Source organism: Catenovulum agarivorans DS-2, from assembly GCF_000568405.1.
GTDB lineage: Bacteria > Pseudomonadota > Gammaproteobacteria > Enterobacterales > Alteromonadaceae > Catenovulum > Catenovulum agarivorans_A.
This window is the reverse complement of the sequence record NZ_ARZY01000006.1, coordinates 126,682-145,378: the sequence shown is the minus strand read 5'-3', so window position 1 is coordinate 145,378 and position 18,697 is coordinate 126,682. Positions and strand designations below refer to the sequence as shown.

General features: G+C 41.4%; 17 protein-coding genes. 1 reads left to right on the top strand and 16 read right to left on the bottom strand.

The genetic code is table 11. The annotated features are described in order from the left end of the window. Positions 1–38: 38 nt before the first annotated feature. Complete coding sequence (locus tag DS2_RS19675; RefSeq protein ID WP_051479639.1) at positions 39–1,199, bottom strand: PAS domain S-box protein; 1,161 nt, start codon at positions 1,197–1,199, stop codon at positions 39–41. 163 nt (positions 1,200–1,362) lie between these two features. Between DS2_RS19675 and DS2_RS05285 the strand changes: the two genes are divergently transcribed. Continuing rightward, positions 1,363–2,202 carry a mechanosensitive ion channel family protein gene (locus DS2_RS05285; RefSeq protein ID WP_035013610.1) on the top strand — a complete coding sequence of 280 codons (840 nt, stop codon included), beginning with the start codon at positions 1,363–1,365 and terminating at the stop codon, positions 2,200–2,202. Here DS2_RS05285 and mrcB read toward each other — a convergent pair. The 15 genes from mrcB to gspD form a co-directional block, all read right to left on the bottom strand. After that, on the bottom strand, positions 2,179–4,473 hold the full coding sequence (mrcB, locus tag DS2_RS05280; RefSeq protein WP_035013609.1) for a penicillin-binding protein 1B: 2,295 nt from the start codon (positions 4,471–4,473) through the stop codon (positions 2,179–2,181). The genes DS2_RS05285 and mrcB overlap by 24 nt on opposite strands. A 25-nt stretch (positions 4,474–4,498) precedes the next feature. Continuing rightward, a complete protein-coding gene (locus DS2_RS05275; RefSeq protein ID WP_035013608.1) occupies positions 4,499–4,750 on the bottom strand; it encodes a VF530 family DNA-binding protein in 252 nt (83 codons plus the stop codon). Positions 4,751–4,830: 80 nt separating this feature from the next. Next, positions 4,831–7,350: an ATP-dependent helicase HrpB gene (gene hrpB / locus DS2_RS05270; protein WP_035013607.1), complete on the bottom strand. Its 2,520-nt coding sequence runs from the start codon at positions 7,348–7,350 to the stop codon at positions 4,831–4,833. Between the two features lie 450 nt (positions 7,351–7,800). Then, positions 7,801–8,031: a hypothetical protein gene (locus tag DS2_RS05265; protein ID WP_035013606.1), complete on the bottom strand. Its 231-nt coding sequence runs from the start codon at positions 8,029–8,031 to the stop codon at positions 7,801–7,803. 100 nt (positions 8,032–8,131) lie between these two features. Then, a complete protein-coding gene (locus tag DS2_RS05260; RefSeq protein WP_035013605.1) occupies positions 8,132–8,887 on the bottom strand; it encodes a type II secretion system protein N in 756 nt (251 codons plus the stop codon). Beyond that, the gene (gene gspM / locus DS2_RS05255; RefSeq protein WP_035013604.1) at positions 8,887–9,351 is read right to left on the bottom strand and encodes a type II secretion system protein GspM; all 465 of its coding nucleotides are present in this window, start codon (positions 9,349–9,351) and stop codon (positions 8,887–8,889) included. The genes DS2_RS05260 and gspM overlap by 1 nt, the downstream gene beginning before the upstream one ends. Further along, the gene (gene gspL, locus DS2_RS05250) at positions 9,348–10,598 is read right to left on the bottom strand and encodes a type II secretion system protein GspL (protein WP_035013603.1); all 1,251 of its coding nucleotides are present in this window, start codon (positions 10,596–10,598) and stop codon (positions 9,348–9,350) included. The genes gspM and gspL overlap by 4 nt, the downstream gene beginning before the upstream one ends. A 2-nt stretch (positions 10,599–10,600) precedes the next feature. After that, on the bottom strand, positions 10,601–11,686 hold the full coding sequence (gspK, locus tag DS2_RS05245) for a type II secretion system minor pseudopilin GspK (protein ID WP_035013602.1): 1,086 nt from the start codon (positions 11,684–11,686) through the stop codon (positions 10,601–10,603). Beyond that, the gene (gspJ, locus tag DS2_RS05240) at positions 11,686–12,300 is read right to left on the bottom strand and encodes a type II secretion system minor pseudopilin GspJ (RefSeq protein WP_035013601.1); all 615 of its coding nucleotides are present in this window, start codon (positions 12,298–12,300) and stop codon (positions 11,686–11,688) included. The genes gspK and gspJ overlap by 1 nt, the downstream gene beginning before the upstream one ends. Beyond that, positions 12,300–12,671 (bottom strand): type II secretion system minor pseudopilin GspI, encoded by a 372-nt coding sequence (gspI, locus tag DS2_RS05235; protein ID WP_035013600.1) that lies wholly within the window; start codon positions 12,669–12,671, stop codon positions 12,300–12,302. Before gspI ends, gspJ begins: the two co-directional genes overlap by 1 nt. Then, a complete protein-coding gene (gspH, locus tag DS2_RS05230) occupies positions 12,671–13,276 on the bottom strand; it encodes a type II secretion system minor pseudopilin GspH (protein WP_051479638.1) in 606 nt (201 codons plus the stop codon). The genes gspI and gspH overlap by 1 nt, the downstream gene beginning before the upstream one ends. Positions 13,277–13,288: 12 nt before the next feature. Continuing rightward, entirely contained in the window at positions 13,289–13,723 is a 435-nt protein-coding gene (gspG, locus tag DS2_RS05225; protein ID WP_035013599.1) for a type II secretion system major pseudopilin GspG, read from the bottom strand. Between the two features lie 4 nt (positions 13,724–13,727). Then, positions 13,728–14,954 (bottom strand): type II secretion system inner membrane protein GspF, encoded by a 1,227-nt coding sequence (gene gspF / locus DS2_RS05220; protein WP_035013598.1) that lies wholly within the window; start codon positions 14,952–14,954, stop codon positions 13,728–13,730. A gap of 5 nt (positions 14,955–14,959) precedes the next feature. After that, positions 14,960–16,552 (bottom strand): type II secretion system ATPase GspE, encoded by a 1,593-nt coding sequence (gene gspE, locus DS2_RS05215; protein WP_035013597.1) that lies wholly within the window; start codon positions 16,550–16,552, stop codon positions 14,960–14,962. Positions 16,553–16,557: 5 nt separating this feature from the next. Continuing rightward, entirely contained in the window at positions 16,558–18,678 is a 2,121-nt protein-coding gene (gene gspD / locus DS2_RS05210; protein ID WP_035013645.1) for a type II secretion system secretin GspD, read from the bottom strand. Positions 18,679–18,697: the final 19 nt, after the last annotated feature.

Below are 18,697 nucleotides of genomic sequence, written 5' to 3'. Positions count from 1 at the left end.
TATGTACTGGCTTGCCTTGCTCTCGAATATAATAAATTTCACCTGACGGCTTGCGCAGCCGGCCCCCCCAGCCGGTAACGAATATCCCAACCTTGTTTTTGTGATGCTCGTTGTTTCAGCTTAGCTCTATCTTCAGGATGGACTCGAGAAATATACGAGGTCGGATTTTCATATAAACTTTCGCAACTAGTTTGCCATAGTTTTTCGTATGCTGGATTTACATATAAGATTTTGTTTAATTTAGGCGTAGCTAACCATAAAACAGCGTCGACTGAGTCTGCTATAGTTTTAAATTTCAATTCTGATTGATTGAGCTTGGTTAATAAATCATTGGTCACAGTGACATCCATGATTGTAGCCAAACAATAATTTTTACCACTATGCGTATAGGGCTGCAGCTCTATATTTAACGTTTTAGCAATGCGAGTTGGCGTGCGGTAGCGAACCATTCGGCCACTTGCCATAGCTTTTACATTGGGTGACTCAAAAAATGTTTTAACCCAATTGTGGTGATGGGCTTTAACTTCACCTTCAACAAAGTCAGAGACATTTTTGCCAAGTAACTCATCTTTGAGTTCAAATATCCCGACGGCTTTTTCGTTGTTACGGACGATTTTTCCGCTTTCATCGACCAATAACAAGCCATATGCAGCCGAGTCTAAAATACGATTAAGGTTTTGTTCTGCTTCTTCTCTGCGGGCAATTTCATTATTCAGTTCCTGCGTGCGCTCATTGATTTTTTCTTCTAAATATTCGCGAATTTCTAGCAGTTCATAATCACTGAATTGGAAGCCATCAGCCTCAACTCGGCGTTTCAATGTATTCAGCTCTAATAAGCTCGGCGCATTTAACCACTCAGGAAGCAAACGCCATATCATCACCGCTGTGGTAAAAGACACGATGGCCGTCATTACTTTGATCACGCCGTGTAAATAATAATAACCATTCCAAACATTGACCACCGCCATAATATGCGTAATACCACAGGCAAAAATAAACATTGAGAATAAAATCAAAGTATTGCGGTAAGGCATCGGCTTTTTACGGCCGTATACTACTAATGCAGCTGGAATAGCAAAGTAAGACAAAGCAATCAGCAAATCAGAAGCAACATTCATGATTAACAAGTCAGGCTTCCAAAGTAAACAGTGACCATGAGGCATATAGTCACCATTCATTAATTGGCGGAAAAATTCCATAGTCCCTCACACAAAAGGTTATAATTGAGCAATCAATTGCTGGGAAGCAACATCTTAGTATAATGTTTAGCTATACCATAGAGCCTAGCACAATCCCGACAGGTTGATCTGTCTGTTGATAACAAAATATCAACTGCAAAACCACAAGGTAAAATAAATTAATATGCTTGAATACCTTAGCCAGCTTAGCCAATCCAAATTGATTCTGTCTGCCGGCGTATTATTGCTGCTATTGATAGTTCGTCGTTCATTAACAGCCAGCGCCCACAGACGATTTAAGAACGATAATGAACGTAAACGTCGTTGGAGCAGTGGTATTAAAAATATCTCGAGTTTACTAATGATGGTTGGCTTAGCTTCGGTATGGTTTGATGAAATCCAAAATTTTGCAATTTCAATTGCGGCATTTGTTGTTGCCATTGTGCTGGCCACTCGTGAATATATTCAATGTTTATTGGCTTCTTTGTACCAAGCCACAGCACGCCAGTATCGAGTAGGTGACTGGGTTGAAGTGGATGGGGTGGCAGGTGAAGTCGCCAATACCGATTGGATCACCACATCGCTGTACGAGCTGAGCATCAACTGTGGCAAATATCAGTTTACTGGCCGAACGCTAATTATCCCCAATAACTTATTTATAACTCGTTCATTTACCAACCTTAATTATATGCGCAGATACGTAAACCATAGTTTTTACCTTGTCAGTGACAAAAACGAAGATGCGCTGTCAATGCAAGCTCATTTACAGAATAAGTTGGACGAAAGCTGTGCTGATTTTCGTGAAACAGCTGATCGCTATCGCAGCATGATTGAACGAAAATTAGAAATAACCATTCCTGGTGAAAAAAACAAGGTGCAAATCACCACTACAGATTTAGGCCACATTAAGTATAGCTTTAGCTTTTTCTGCCCAACCGAACAGGCAAAAGAAATCGAGCAATTGGTCACACTGGCATTTTTTACCTACAGAGCCAATTTGTTACCAGTCGAACAATCGTTCTAGCCAAGTTGATTTAGGTTTAACCCACTCTTTTGAGCCATCACATGCTTTAGCTGGCGGTAAATGCTCGACAATTGCTGGCAGCAACAATAAATTTTCACAGCCAGGTAAACTATGCAAACCTGTTTGTTTATCGAAGTATTTAAGTTCAACCCCTGCTGGTAAATTCAAAATTAAGTTTTCACCATTATGTGATTGTTGATATTGAATAAAGGTTTTTAATGCACCTGCAGAGCCAGTCAGCGAGATAGCTTGATTATCATCTCGGCCTAACCACACCAGTGCAAGTTCGTTATGATCATAGCCAACAAACCAACTGTCACGTCCATCGTTGGTTGTACCTGTTTTTCCAGCAAATTTTCGATTAGGCAGAGATTTAGCTATGGCTTTAGCTGTGCCTTCTCGGGTGACTTTGTGCAAAGCATAGTTAATCAAATAGCTATAACTTGCATCGACAACTTGATAGCTCTTTTCAGCAGGCTGCCAAACCTGTTGATTGTCATTCGAATAAATAGAACGAATCGCATGTAATTGTATATATGTGCCTTTGTTCGCCAACACTTGGTAAATTTGCGCGACTTCAAAAGGCGACAAAGTCACAGAGCCTAACAAGAGTGATGGGTAAACAGGGATCTCTCGCTGAATGCCAAAGTCTTGTATTCTATCCGCAATCTCTCTTAGGCCAGTTTGCATGCCCAAGTTTACAGCAGGAACATTTCGTGAACGCACAAGCGCATCCAATAAGCGAATGTCACCTTCATATTTTTTATCATAATTTTTTGGTGACCACTGATTACCCAGTGAACTGGTTAGCGTAATGGCTTGGTCTTTCACAATGCTCGCCAAGTTTAATGCTGGGTCTTGTTCAAATGCACTGATGTAGACAAATGGTTTGACTAAAGAGCCAATATTCCGCTGCGCATTTAAAGCTCGATTAAAACCCGCATAGTGTGGTTTTTTATCACCCACTAATGCTTTAATACCACCTTGCTGGCTATCAACCACAACGATGGCGCCTTGCAAATCATCGATATTTCGACGATTTTCGATTAATTCAACACTAGTCGATAAGCTAGTTTGTGCTCTATGCTGAGCTAATGGATCAAAATGTGTGTAAATTTTTAGCCCACTAAATAGTTGGCTATCATGAGTTACCACATTTTTTAGCTCTTCTCGCACCTGATCAACATATGCAGGAAATTTGCGACGCGCTATGGCATTTAAGTCCTGGACGGTCAGTTTACGACTTACCTCCACTTGATAGTCGTCGGGCGTTAACAAGCCATGTGCTGTCATTAAGCGTAAAATAAGATCACGTCTTTCTTTGGCTCTTTGCGGGTATTTACGTGGATTGTAATACGATGGTCCTTTAATCATGCCAACTAGTAGGGCAATTTCATTAGCAGACAATTCATTCAGCGGTTTGGCAAAATAAAATTGACTGGCTAACCCTAACCCATGCACTGCACGTTGATGATTCTGCCCAACATAAACTTCGTTGATATAAGCTTGGAGTATTTCATGTTTGTCGTATCTTGCATCCAACAATAAGGCTAGATACGCTTCTTTAAGTTTACGTACCAAACTTCGTTCGTTAGTTAAAAACATATTTTTGACTAACTGCTGAGTTAAGGTACTGCCTCCTTGCACTGTGCGCCCTGCTTGAATATTCACCCACAGCGCTCTTAATATCGCTAGTGGCGAAACACCATGATGCTCGTAAAAGCTGCGGTCTTCAACCAATAATAAAGTTTGAATGACGATATCTGGGACATTTTCCAGCGATACCAGTATACGGTCTTCTAAATTATTGGCTTGCAACCTTGCGAGTAAATAAGGTTCTAAGGTGAATGCGGATACGCTTTGTTGTGCGCCAAAATCCCAAATACTTTTAATTCGTCGACCCTGAAAAGAAATTTTTAACCGTTTTGCTCGATAGTGGTTTTCTGCCAAGCTATATTCACGCCGCACCAGTTCCACCGCATTGGCATGCACTTTATACTCGCCAGGCAAACTGACCGCACGAACTTTACGGTAATCAAGCAAATTTAAATGGCGAATTAAATCATCTTTGTACAAAGCATCGGTTTGAAAATACTCGTGCTCCATTCCATACACTAGCGCCGGAAGTTGCCATTTATTGCCACTAAATTTTTGTTTAATTTGCGCATCTAAATAAACACCATATGCAACAAATAAAACCACAGCCACCAGAATCAGCTTAACTGCTAGCTTAATACCTCGCGCCAACCAAGATGCTTTTTTTTCTGCCATTTAGCTACAACCTATATCAACTAAACTAAGTTAAAGAATTTGCATATGGGCTATTTTTCTTGCGCTGAAGCATTTCTATATATAGGGCTTCAACTTTGTCACGCGCCCATTGTGTTTTGCGCAGAAACTTTAAACTCGATTTAACCGAAGGATCTTTAGTAAAACAATTGATACGAACCATTTCGCCTAATGTCTGCCAACCATAATAATCAACAAGTTCAGTGACGATAGTTTCAAGTTTTACCCCGTGTAACGGGTTGTTGGGTTGATGCTGCATGTATTAATTTGTCTATTAGCGCAAATGTTGTTAAAGGATACCGAGAAATAGAGGGAATGGCTAGATTTGGCAATGGATAGTTAGTGACTACGAAGTTTGATTGACCTTCCCGGTTTTTCTTCCAAGGGTTTCTCTGGCCATCTATGCTTTGGATACCGACCTCGCATTTCTTTAGCGACATCAAAATATGAGCTGCGCCAAAAATTAGCCAGATCACTGGTGGTCTGAATTGGTCTGCGCGCGGGCGACAATAACTCAAAACGCAGTGGCACTTGTTCGTTGGCAAGTTTAGGCGATGCCAGCTGACCAAACATTTCTTGCAAAATAACAGATACGGTTGGTCCCTGCGCTTCATCGTAATTGATAACAACACTTTTGCCACTCGGAGTTTGATAATTTTCTGGGGCATATTGCTGCAACAACTGCTGTTGTTCCCAAGTTAAATTTGCTACCAGCAAATCGTAAATATCCAGCTGCTTGAGCTGTTTAATACTGGTTATTGAATTTATATAAGGTAACAACCAAGTATCTATTTGCGCGAGCAAATATTCAGCAGATATTTTTGGAAAATCGTCAAGGTAATTTGCTAGCCATTGCGCACGTTGTAACCAAGCCTGACAGCGCTTTGTCCAATTTAGAAAAGACAGTCCTTGTGATTTGACTATGTCTTTTACGCAGGCGCTAAACTCTGCAGTTGGTATCTGGCTTAAATTTTCTTCCGATAAAACAATTGCTCCATAACAGCGCCGGCGGCGACCAATAATAGATTGGTTTTTATCATCCAAACGATAGTGGGTTTGTTCAATTAATTTACCTGCTAGTGCGGTTTCTACTTGCGCTTGAGCTATTTGTCCGGCTATAAAAATGACACCATCTTTGTTTCTACCGTCACAATCGCACACAACCAACCAAGTTTGCCCCAACATAGCGTCGCTATCACGCAAGCTGACCCCACGGCCATTTGCCAATAAATAATTATTTGATGCTGCAGCATTCGGACCACGTGCTTTTGCCAACCGATCTGGGTAAGCATGCAACAATAAAACACCTGTATACTGTTGGATATCTGCCAATGTCAGCACGGAAAAATCAATTGTAAATGACAATTTCTGCGCAAATGAGCGTGCCAATATTAAAACTTGCTTGACCGTATATTGCTTAAACTTAACCGCAGCACGAGTCGATTGTTTATTTTGCACATAGTCAATTAGCAACAGTAATCTTTGACTAATATCTACAGTATCTGCATTGACTAGAATATCACGCTCAGATAGCAATGCAGCCAATAAACACCCAAGCGCTTTCTCAACGGGCGATTGGCAGTGTAAAAGCATGCTTGCAAGCCTTGGTGAGACCGCAAACCCCAAAGCCTGCTGGCCGTGAGCGGTAATTTTATTGTTTGTATCCAGCAGGTTTAATTGCTGGTTTAGTTGACAAGCTAGTTGATAGTGTAATAGCGGAGGCGGCGTTAACCAATTGGCATCAGCATAATCGGTAATGCCCCACGCGGCTAACTCCAATACTAGACTAGACAAATCTGTGCAGCTAATTTGTTCAGTTTGAAAATCTGCCAACGCTTGTTGCTCAGTCTGATTCCATAATCGAACACACTTACCAGCTTGCATGCGTCCTGCTCGCCCAGCCCTTTGCGTGGCTGAAGCCTTGGAAATATAATTTGTATCTAACCGCGACAAGCCACTTTTAACATCATAAGTTAATACTTTTTCTAAGCCAGAATCGATAACACATGTTATGCCATCTATGGTTAAGCTGGTTTCGGCGATATTTGTTGCAAAAATTACCCGTCTAGCCTGTTCTTTAACACGCTTGTGTAATACCAATTCTTGTTGCGCCAGCGGCAATGCGCCGTACAAAGGCAACAACTTAACTGTATTTTCTAACCTTTGTTCAGCCAGAGCTATACAACGATTAATATCGGCTTGGCCGGGTAAAAAAACCAGCACATCACCACTATCATCTGCTAACACAAGCTGCAGTTGTTTAATCACAGACTCGGCTAAATACCCACTAGGTTTCCCCGCATAACGCACTTCAACCGGAAAAGTACGACCAGCCACCTGCATTACTGGCGCATCATTTAAATAACTGGATACTTGGTTAGTATCAATGGTTGCCGACATAACCAGCATCTTTAAATCATCTCGATACGCCTCTTGAACTTCTAGCGCCAACATCAAAGCCAAATCAGCATGGATAGATCGTTCATGGAATTCATCAAAAATAATTAGACCGACATCCGATAGCTCGGGATCATTCTGCAACCTGCGGGTTAACACCCCTTCCGTCACTATTTCTAAACGAGTTTGCTTGGAGATTTTGTGTTCATTTCTAACTTGGTAACCAACCGTTTGCCCAACTTGTTCACCTAACTGATTTGCCAAAAAATGTGCAATTGATTTAGCAGCAACTCGCCGTGGCTCTAGCATCACAATTTTTTTTCCGCGCAACCAAGGCGCTTGCAACAAAAAAAGCGGCACAGCTGTTGATTTACCCGCGCCAGGCTCTGCTTGCAGCACCACATTCTGCTGACGAGTTAATAACCTTTGTAGTTCAGCTAAGTGCTGTTGAATAGGTAACAAGTTAAAGCTTTCTCAAAATTGGCTAATTTGTCGAGCGAGTCTACCGAATACACTAAAAAAGTCTAAATAAACTTGTAAGAGATCGCCCAATTTTCCGTAAGAAAAACGTCAAAATAAGTCTACTAATTTTTACACCAAATATGAAATAATCTATAGATAACATATAGATAAAGCCTATTTAATGCAAAATAAAAACACCCAATAAACTAACGATAAGTTTAATAATTTATACAAACCACTGGCATTAGAATTAAAGTGAACTAGACTGAAAGGCATCAACAACAGCAAAGTGTGAGGCTGTTATTGGTAAATCCTATGTATGTTTGTAGTGCAAAATGTGTGTTAGTGCGCCTACCTCGAATGAAGCTATACGGACTTGGCCTGTATACATTCTAAAAGGACGATCCCAAAAGCAGCGTTAATGTGTGTGATAACGCTGCTTTTCTTTTTTTACTGCTCTCTCTGCATGACCGCTTGGCGTTGTTTTTTGTAGGTTTTATAATCTTTATCAAATTGTTTTTCACATTTAGCGCGTTCAGCTTCATCAATAATATCGCGACAATTCTGCTGCTTACCAGCTTGTTGCATTCCTTGATATGCCTGCTGATAACTGCATGCCGTCGCCGACAGGCTCAACAAAACAGGCCATAACCATTTGCACTTAAATTTCATTTTCAGCATCGCAATACTCCGTATCTAATCGTTATTACAAAGTGAACTGGCCACTCTTTTAGCTGATTAACCTCTGCATTTAAGGCTACGACCTGGCTTTAAAGTTCAACTACTGACTAAACTTTATTTGGTAACGTCCATCTGCATCAGGATTGCCTAAAAAGCGAATCGCACCTTGCAAAGCTTTGTCTGCTTTGGGCCCTAACGCGATATAACCACCGAGCGCATAGTTTTTCATTGTGTTTAAGCGGCCTTTTAAGTCTATTTCAAGAATGTCTTGATTGCCAGATACTAATGCTTGTGCGGCTCCTTTATCACAACTTAACTTGGCTGAAATATCGCCATAGTTAAAACGATTATTCATGGCTTCTACCGATGCCATACGCCAGTTTATTGTGCCATCTAATTGGGCACATACCGGTTTACCCGCTTCAACAACGGGTAAGTTTGCTTCCACTAAGCCACTTGCAACAACAGGAAAAGGAATATTCACTTGCTGTGCAATTAAATCAGCTGGTAATTTAATCTTAATATCTTTAACAACAGTACTAGAAAGACCAGCTTGAACAACTAAACTACCCTGAGGTTCCAGGAGTTTTCGAGGGTGACCAAATTCAATATCTGCCGCAACCTTACCGGTAAATAGCGACATAAAGTTAACTTGCCATTTAACGTCTTTAAGTAAAACTTTATCGTATTGCAGCATATCCATCTGACCTTGCCAGATAGTCCCCGATACATTGCCTAACTGTAATTTATTAATTTTTGGCAGCTGGGCTGTCACTAAGTGCGCTGGAATGGTTGCTATTAAAAATACTAAGTAAGCTAACAATGCCCATGTAATTCGCCCTATCCATTGTTTCATTATTTAGTCACCTGCAATCTTCTTACCCTTACAGCACCCGTTCTGTCTGTTTCTGTAATATCTAAGCTTTCTATTGTTAGGCCTTTATTTTGTACTAATGTCGCTAACCAACGAACAAAGGCGTTAAATTCAACTTGATCGATTTGCACTTGCAGCGAATCTCCTTGAGGTTGCATACGTGCAATCGATATTCCTGCTTGTCGTGCTGCGCTGTTAACGATTTGATTTAATGAGCCTGAAGCGCTTGCTTTACTATTACCTTTTAATTGTTGGTACTCGGCAGTTTTTTCGCTAACCCATAGAAGCAATGCTTGCTTATTTTTAACGTTTTGTTCTGCCTTTTCTAACGCATTGTTTAAAGGTCCCCAAATCAATTGGAAAAATAAACCGATTACAAAAACAACCGCGGCGCCAATCACTAAACGTTTTTCACGTTCAGCTAAACTTTCAAACCACTGTTTCATGACACCCCCTTTATACTTATTGTGCCAACCACTTGATTACCTTGGTTATTTAATGAGCCTTGTTCTATTACCAGAGCATTTTTCTCTGCTGCGGCTTTAAATTTTTCAAAACTTTGGAAATTACTCCCGCTCGCATTTAAACGAATTTCGCCCCTTTTAGCATCAAATCGTATGTTGTCTGGTTTTAAATCAGGCACTTCGGCAAAAGCAGCCGCACTGGCTTCAATCAAAGGCAAAAAAGCAACCTGTTGTTGTGTGCCACCCAATTGTTTTAGCTTTCGCTTCAACTCTTTTTGAATAATGGTAACGGACAAGTTCTTGCCTGATGGAAAAGTTGCCACATAGGTTTGTTTTATTTTTTGTTCTAATATCTCAGCTCTTTGCTCAAGCTGGTGAACCGTTAATCCTTTATCGACCAAATTAATTGTCAGGGCAACGCCGGCTACAATGGCCGCACTACGCCATATTTTAAAGTGTTTGCTGGTGTCTTTTTTAAATTGATAGCGCCCTTGGCGTAAATTTAATGGCACATTGACAGCGTTTAGTGCCAACAACTGCATAGCGGGCAAATAGTCTTGTTCAACAATCTGATAAGTATGTTCTGAGATAATCCCTTCAGGTAAAGGTGAATAACAATGAATACTAACCGTTTCACCTTCAGTTGCTGCCTGCATACTCGCTGCGAACAATTCTATCCACATAGCTAACTCTTGCGGTTCACAGGTCAACCCAGAAAACTCACCGCTACGCACCAACCATTGTTCTCCCAACTGTAATACGGATAACGCATCAGAGTGACTTGGCAATGCTAGAATGTCGGGAAAAATTTGCTGGCAACGGATACCAGACTCATTCAACCAAGCCAACCAGTTTTGCATTTTTTTATCTTGTACAATAGCCACTTGCATATAATGGCAGTCATCTGCTGGGTCGAAACGTTTAGTGCCGATGGCAAAAAAACATTCATCAACATCTGCCGCGATATCTTCTTCCAACATATATGGGATGGCTTGCAAAAACTGTCGATTGGTTTTTGCCGGCACTTCAACTTCAACCAGCTTTACATCACTGCTGGGTACAAACACAGTTGCATTTCGTCCACCAGCACGTTGCTGCAAACTCAATAGCTCTTCTTTATCGGCAAGTTCACCTGAGGCGATAATCTCTTGCTCTTGCTCTGACCAAACCATCCAATGTATGGTCGATTCTGCTTGTGTCCCAAGTCGAATAAATAATTGTTCAGACACTTCTAAACTCCAATTTTTCGGGCAATTACCGTAAATTTGCCCTGTTTATCTAGTGCAATGACCGAGCTTAAATTAAAAAAACTCTCGTTATATTCTGTTTTTGTCTGTAGTTGAAAATACTCACTGGTCACAACAAACTGTTGTTTCAAGTTGGCTGATATAGTGCCAATTGCTTTGATTTCGGGTTGTTGCCAAAAATCATTAATATCTCGAAAACCATCGTCTGGCCTATTTTCTATCACTTGCTTGGCAGCTTCTTGGGTTAACTTATTGTCAAACAGTGCTGCCAGCACCACAGCATCTTCTGCTTTAATCGTATTCACATTGAGACGCATCTGGTTTACTTTTGGCACAATGCAAATGTGTTCTATGACTTTATCTAAACGTTGAGTGCCTTCAGGCATTGTATCAAATCCTTGAATGAGCCTGAGTTCAGATTTATCAACAAACCAACTATTGGCGGGTAAATACGGGCTCACTTTGGCTTCATACATATAATCTTCTGCACCATACCCTCGAGTATTGCTGTCTGCATCCAACCAATCGGACACACTATCCCGAATGGTTTCAGCATCATAACTATCTATCCCTGCAAGTTCTAAAAACGCTTTAAATTGTTGCTCAGGTGTGGGATCTAGCGCCTGTTTGTTTGTAGTATTGCCGGTATTATTTTGTTGATTGCGGCTCTGCTGTTGCTGCTGTTGTTGTACTGCCTGTTGGTTTTGTAAGGTTGCTGTTACTTGCGTTACCGCATTAATGTTAAAACAGCTGTTCAGGTCTTTAATTGATCCGGTAATTGTTGCGCCACCTTCGAGTGGATAGGTCATTTCTTCCACAGCCCAAGGTTGCCCTAGGTGTAACCGACCATTGTCCTCTTTATACGCTTCGTTGAGTACCAGTTTTGCCAAAGACTCTCCACCCAACGCATACCAATAAGCTTGCTGGTTATTGCCAATATTGCTGACTCGTTTTATCTGCATTTGCAACCGAACCGCCATTTCAGCAGCAATAATGGTGATCAAAGCAATAATCAATAAAACTGTAATCAGTGCGATACCACGTTGTTTCAGCGCCGAAATCATTGACATTATGATTCTCCTCCGGCGATTGCGAACACACGCTTAATCTCACCAAAATCTAATGTTTTAAGGCTAATACTAATGCCTGCGGGTAAATCTGGCTGCTGCCATTTATTTACCCAAGATTTGGTTTTGCGGTCGTAAAATTCAAATTCAATTGCTTCAACACCTTCCAATAGCACCCGTTCTTTCGGGTCTTCACCTTTGACAGGGTCAGGATGGAGGAAATGCATTCGTTCAAGATTTTCTTCGACAATACGGTAGGCAACCGACTGAATTTCACTGCGTGGTAACAAGTTATTTGGGTTTGTCCAACCGTTGCGCCTAAATGCCAAAACTTGAGAGTCACTGTCTAAAATTAACTCACCATGCGACAAATAAGAATGCTGCGGTGCTTCTCCCATAATGCGAACACTGCGTCGGCTTAACTGGCTAAAATCACGTTCAATAATCAACATAGCTCGTTGTAACTGTGCAAGCTTTTCACCATGTTGCATCGAAATATCGTTCGCTGTAGTGGTGCTAGACAAAATATTAAACCCAGCAACACCTAACAAGGCAAAAATTGTAATCGCCAGCAACATTTCAATTAGGGTAAAACCTTGTGCAATTCGTGCATGCATTATTGTGGTTTCCCTATGTAAGTCATGAGTTCGGTGACATATTCTTGGTAGCCAGCGTCTCGATAAACCTCAACTCTAACTGCAATCATTTCTTCACCAAAAGCTGTTTTGACGACTTTCTGTTGCCAGTACCATGTATGTCCAGCTAGTTCAACATCGCCTTTGTGTCCAGCTTTAACCGGCCAGACATTTTCAAGCTGTATTTCATTTAATCGATTAGATGCGACCCAAGTAGCAAATATATGATTTTTTAATCTATCTTGGCTATTGATATGAACTGCTGAAGACTGTACAACCGCAACGCCTGCTGTCGCCAATAATGCCAACGCAACTATGACCTCTAAGATTGTAAAACCACGTTGCTGTTGCATTAACTTGCCTCTTTGGGATCTATCAGCTTGCTTGGCAAATAGTCTTGCGCTTCAACATTTAAAATAATTTGCTCAGCAAAACTTGCATATGGCGGCGTGTAGCTAAACTGCAGAGTGAAAGGGGTGATTTCGCCACTAGAAAACAAATAAATCTGCGGGATAAGCTTCTTCTTATCGTCTTCGTCATCTTCATCATCGGTGGATGCAAACAAACCTTCTTCTGCATCATAGTCTTCCATCCAACTTAATTCGCCTAACGTGAGCTCGAGTTCAAATCCTTCTTCTAGGTCATATGGCGCAAAAGTTTTATCTTCACTAATAGTTTGCCAATCATCACCATTGTGAATTAAAAACTGATATTGGTTTTTTTTAACTATTACCCCCAACTGCAAATTATTTAATAATCCATAATCGGCAGCGAGCTGCAAAGCAGCTTGGAAACGTCGCGCTTCTTCTTTAACCTTGTCGTAGTCACTTCTAATATCAAATGACAAGCTGACGCTACTGAGAATGACCGCCATTAATACCATAACAAGCATAACTTCAAGCAGGGTAAAACCAGCTTGAAATCTTGCTTTGTTTGTCTGTCTATGGCGTCGAATCATTCAATTTATATCTTATAAAAAGTCGTTAACGTTCCAATTACCAATATCGTCTTCTGTATCTGCTTGGCCGTCAGGCCCCACAGAAAAGATATCAATTTTGCCGTACTCACCTGGGCTTAATAGTTGGTATTCATTCCCCCAAGGATCTTCCGGTAAACGTTTGATATAACCACCATCCGGAAAGTTTCGCGGCACAGGATCAATTGTTGGTTGATTCACTAATGCATCTAAACCTTGCTCTGTTGATGGATAAACATTGTTGTTGAGTTTATACATATCTAAAGCTTGTTCTAAGGTTACGATGTCAGTCGCGGCTTTTTTAACTTTTGCTTTGTCGCTCTCACCAATAAAGTTTGGCGCTATCATGCCCGCCAAAATACCAATGATAACCAACACCACCATAATTTCTAATATGGTAAAACCTTGTTGTTTTTTGTTTACTCTCATTCTTCTAACCTACCATTGAATTAAGCGCCATTATTGGCTGTAAAATTGAAATAACGATAAAAAAGACCACACCAGCCATAGACAAAACCATAGCTGGACCAATTACACTGAGCGTCATATTGACTAATGCTTCAAACTCTCTGTCTTGGTTATCCGCCGCCCGCGACAACATTCCTTCTAACTCACCACTTTTTTCACCACTGGCTATCATATGCAGCATCATAGGTGGAAAAAGTTTGGTTTGTTCTAATGACGCCCGCAAACTACTCCCTTCGCGTACGCGTAAACGAGCTTCTTGTATAGACTCTCGAATATAGTCATTAGTTAATACATCTGAAGCAATTTTCATACTTTCGAGTAAGGGGACCGCACTCGCAGTTAAAATACTTAGCGTTCGTGCGAATCGAGCCGTGTTTAACCCACGTGCGACTTTGCCAATCAATGGCATATTCAATAAAGTCTTGTGGTATTGGTACCTGAATTTCTCTTTTTTGACTAAGCGCTGAAACACGACCCCAGATAACATGATCAACAGCAGCATTGGCAAACCAAAATCAGATAAAAAATCACTGACTGCAATCATAAATTGGGTCGATGCTGGCAAGTCACCACCTAAACGATCAAACTGGGCAACAATTTTTGGTACCACTGACGTTAATAAGAAATACACCACAGTAAAAGCAACAACCATCAACATCACTGGATAGACGGAAGCTTGCTGTATTTTTGACTTTGTCTGCTGACGCTGCTCGGTATAATCTGCTAAACGCTCAAGTACAGTGTCTAAATGGCCTGACTTTTCACCTGCGGCAACCATTGCACAAAAAAGCTCGTCAAAAATGTGTGGGTACTCAGCCATACTATCCGCCAAGTTGTACCCCTCAGTAACCTTAGACCGCACCGCCATAATCATGCGCTCAACTCGAGGCGTTTCAGTTTGCTGTGCAACCGCTAACAAAGCTTCTTCGATTGGTAAACCAGAGGCAACTAACGTTGAAAGTTGTCGAGTTAATAAAGCAAGCTCTGCTGCTGATATTTTGCGCTCTATGCTAAACAAGCTTTGACCGCTGCCAGCGGATTTTTTCTCTTGTTCTGAGGCGGTGGTAACTTCAACGGGGATCAAGCCTTTTTCACGCAAAGCACTGCGCGCAGCCTTAGCGGTATCAGCTTCTATCACCCCTTTTTTATTGCGCCCTTTATTGTCCAGCGCTTTATATTCAAATGCTGGCACTGTAATTAATCCTCACGTGTTACACGAATAACTTCTTCCAATGAAGTTACCCCTTCTAAAACTTTGCTACATCCATCTTGGCGAATACTCGCGGTTGACTGACGAACTAATTTTTCAATGGCCTGCTCACCAGCTCCATTGTGGATCATTTCGCGAATTTCTTCGTTGACCACTAACAATTCATGTATACCCGAACGGCCACGATATCCTGTACCATTACATTCGGCACAACCTTTTGCGCTATAAATTGTTGTATTTGCCATCTCGTCTGCTGACAATGCTAAAATTTCAGCTTCACGAGCGTCGGGTTGATGAGGTTGTTTACAGTCAGGGCATAATGTACGAACAAGTCGTTGCGCAAGCACACCTAACAACGAAGACGACAATAAGAAAGGTTCAACGCCCATGTCTTCTAAGCGCGTAATTGCCCCTGCTGCGGTATTGGTATGCAGCGTCGACATAACTAAGTGACCCGTTAAACTGGCTTGCACTGCAATTTGTGCGGTCTCTAAATCACGGATCTCACCAACCATCACCACGTCTGGATCTTGACGTAAAATCGCACGCAAGCCTCGAGCAAAAGTCATATCCACTTTGGTATTTACTTGGGTTTGGCCTATGCCTTCTAATGCATATTCGATTGGATCTTCAACTGTTAGGATATTTCTATCATCTGAATTGAGTTCAGATAGACCCGCGTACAAGGTTGTTGATTTACCTGAACCTGTTGGACCCGTTACCAATATAATACCGTGCGGTTTATGGATAAGTCCGCTGAATAAATCGCGATTTGCTTGAGTCATGCCTAAATCTTTTAGATCTAAGCGTGCATTGTTTTTATCTAATAAACGCAACACCGCACGTTCACCATGACTTGACGGCATGGTACTCACACGCACATCCACCGCGCGACCAGCAATTCTCAAACTGATACGACCATCTTGCGGTACACGCTTTTCTGCTATGTCGAGTTTAGCCATAACTTTAATACGTGAGATCAATACTGACGCCAGTTTGCGATTGGGCTTTAATACTTCACGGAGAATACCGTCTACCCGAAAGCGTACTTTCAACTCTTTCTCAAAAGTTTCTATATGGATATCCGATGCACCCTCTTTAATAGCTTCACTTAACATGGCGTTAATCAGCTTGATAATCGGCGCATCATCTTCATTTTCGAGTAAGTCTTCGGTTTCAGGTAATTCATCTACCAGCGAGAATAAATCAGCTTCATTGCCTATATCTTCCATTAATTGGCGAGCTTCAGAAGAATCTCGCTGATAAGCAGTGGTTAATTTAAGCTCAAACTCATCTTTTGCAACTTTCTCTAGTCCAAAAGGTTGGGCTAAAAATCGACGGATCTCAATCAACGAACTGGTTGTAACGTCAGGCCGACAAATAGCTAACCATGACGCATCATCTTGCTTTTCCAACAATACGCCATGACGATTGGCAAAACTAAAAGGCACTCGAGATGCGCCTATTGGCAATGCATCTTCTAGCACGTCTTCAGCATCAGCAACCGACTCGCCTTGGGTAAAAGGCGCTTGCTCTAGTGTTTCTTCTGCTAGTTCATCTGCAAACTTAGAATCAGTCATTCGCTTTAATCTCGCTGCGCTTCATCTTTTTTCAGATACTCGTCTAGTGCACCTTTTTTTATCAGGTAATCTTCGAATGACGGTGGCAGTGCCATTGAATCATCCCAATCCGGTAAAACTGAAATATCATCGCTGTAAGATAAGAAGTTGCCGTTTGCACGACGATCTAACTGTTGAGCTCGCATAAAGTTATATTTTCGATGACTGATTTTATTTTGACTCAAGCCATCTCGAATAATGGTTGGGCGAATAAACACCATTAAGTTACGTTTGCGTTTGGTATTGCTGGTTGACTTAAATAAGTTGCCTATAATTGGGATATCACCTAACAAAGGTACTTTAGAGACACTTTCTTGAATATCTTCATCAATTAAGCCACCCAATACAATAGTGCCACCATCTTCAGCCATCACGGTCGTTTTAATTTCACGCTTGTTAAAACTAACATCGATACCTGTTGCGCCGGCAACACTTGAGACTTCTTGCTCAATGGTGAGCATAACTGCATCCCCTTCATTTATTTGAGGGGTAACTTTTAATTTGATCCCGACTTCTTTGCGCTCTACCGTTTGGAAAGGATTCGTGTTTGAGCTAGACGCGGTTGCGCCTGTAATCGTCGGCACTTCTTGACCGACAATAAACGAAGCTTCTTGATTGTCTAAGGTGGTTAAACTAGGTGTTGCAAGAATATTTGAGTTGGTTGCTGTGGTAACCGCTTGTAAAACCGCACCCCAGCCATCTTTAATCACACCAACCATAGTGCCGTTAATGCCGCCCAATAGAGAAGCTAAGGTACCAAAGTCACCTTGAATTTCTTTACCTTCGGTAATACTAGCAATAACTCGGTTGCCGTCATCATCATAAATAGGTTGACCTGCAGCATCTGTACGGTAAGTGATATCATCTGGTTCTTTACGTGTTCTAGCTTGTTCAGCACCAACAGCCAAAGCACCAATTGGTGTTGAGTTGGTAAACTGTACCATACCGCCTTCTTCACTTATCCATTGCACACCTAAGTTAAAGCCGTCACCTTCAAAGACTTCGACAATAATCGCTTCAACCTGTACTTGCGCGCGACGAATATCAAGTTGACGAATAACTGCTTCTAGTGAACGCATCATATCGGGTTCAGCTGTGATAACCAAAGCATTGCTATCTGGGTGTGCGTCGATACTGACATCACGCGCACTACTGCTGCTACTGCGCTTATTGCTACCACCTGCTTTATCTTCAGCAATACTGCTACTAACACCCTGTAAAACTTTTACTAAATCTTCAGCTTTAGCGTATTTCAAATAATAAACTTTAGTATTGCCGTTGGTTTCTAATTCGCTGTCCAAGCGCATAATCATGTCTATTGTACGTTGGCGCGCTTTACCTTCACCACTAACAATAACACTATTGGTTCTATCATCGGCAACTACTTTGGGGATCAGGTTGTCCGGTGTGCGGTCTTTGGCTGAATTTTTGGTTAATGTATCGATAATACGCACCATTTCACTGGCTGACGCATATTTAAGCTTGACGATTTCAACCTCTTGGTCACCTGCCTGGTCGACACGGCGAATAATTTCCGCAAGGCGATTAACGACCGCAGCTCGGCCAGTTAACATAATGACGTTAGAAGGGTCGTAGTGCACTACATTACCACCACCCGCTTGGTCATTTAGCTGACGTAATAATGGAGAAAGCTCTTTAACCGATACGTTGTACACTTGCACAACACGCGTAACCATGGCATCGCCATCACCACCTTCGTCTGATTCAACAACCGGAATAGCTGAAGTTTTAGCGTCTTTGTCACGAATTACCTTTAATACACCGTTGGACATTTCAACAACTGCGTAATCGTAAACTTCCAATACATTGAGGAAAAACTGAAAATACTGCTCTTCGTTTAATAAATCGTAACTACGAACATTGATTTTGCCACGTACATTAGGGTCAACAATAATAGTTCGCTTCAAATTTTTACCAACAATGTTGATAAATTCATTGATGTCTGTGCCTTTAAAGTTTGGTGAATATTCTGCTGCAATTACATTAGGTGCAGAGAAGGCCAAAAAAGCCGATAAAGTTAGCGCAGATAATTTATTAGTTAGTGCTGGGCGCTTATTAATACTCATGCCCTTTTGCTCCGTAATC

Excerpts from the sequence above, each read along its gene's own strand:
- DS2_RS05265 (WP_035013606.1), bottom strand. The coding sequence starts at position 8,031 with ATGCTGAAAATGAAATTTAAGTGCAAATGGTTATGGCCTGTTTTGTTG.
- gspJ (WP_035013601.1), bottom strand. The coding sequence starts at position 12,300 with ATGCATGCACGAATTGCACAAGGTTTTACCCTAATTGAAATGTTGCTG.
- DS2_RS05275 (WP_035013608.1), bottom strand. The coding sequence starts at position 4,750 with ATGCAGCATCAACCCAACAACCCGTTACACGGGGTAAAACTTGAAACT.
- gspI (WP_035013600.1), bottom strand. The coding sequence starts at position 12,671 with ATGCAACAGCAACGTGGTTTTACAATCTTAGAGGTCATAGTTGCGTTG.
- DS2_RS19675 (WP_051479639.1), bottom strand. The coding sequence starts at position 1,199 with ATGGAATTTTTCCGCCAATTAATGAATGGTGACTATATGCCTCATGGT.
- DS2_RS05285 (WP_035013610.1), top strand. The coding sequence starts at position 1,363 with ATGCTTGAATACCTTAGCCAGCTTAGCCAATCCAAATTGATTCTGTCT.
- gspM (WP_035013604.1), bottom strand. The coding sequence starts at position 9,351 with ATGAAACAGTGGTTTGAAAGTTTAGCTGAACGTGAAAAACGTTTAGTG.
- mrcB (WP_035013609.1), bottom strand. The coding sequence starts at position 4,473 with ATGGCAGAAAAAAAAGCATCTTGGTTGGCGCGAGGTATTAAGCTAGCA.
- gspD (WP_035013645.1), bottom strand. The coding sequence starts at position 18,678 with ATGAGTATTAATAAGCGCCCAGCACTAACTAATAAATTATCTGCGCTA.
- gspH (WP_051479638.1), bottom strand. The coding sequence starts at position 13,276 with ATGATTCGACGCCATAGACAGACAAACAAAGCAAGATTTCAAGCTGGT.
- gspK (WP_035013602.1), bottom strand. The coding sequence starts at position 11,686 with ATGTCAATGATTTCGGCGCTGAAACAACGTGGTATCGCACTGATTACA.
- gspE (WP_035013597.1), bottom strand. The coding sequence starts at position 16,552 with ATGACTGATTCTAAGTTTGCAGATGAACTAGCAGAAGAAACACTAGAG.
- DS2_RS05260 (WP_035013605.1), bottom strand. The coding sequence starts at position 8,887 with ATGAAACAATGGATAGGGCGAATTACATGGGCATTGTTAGCTTACTTA.
- gspG (WP_035013599.1), bottom strand. The coding sequence starts at position 13,723 with ATGAGAGTAAACAAAAAACAACAAGGTTTTACCATATTAGAAATTATG.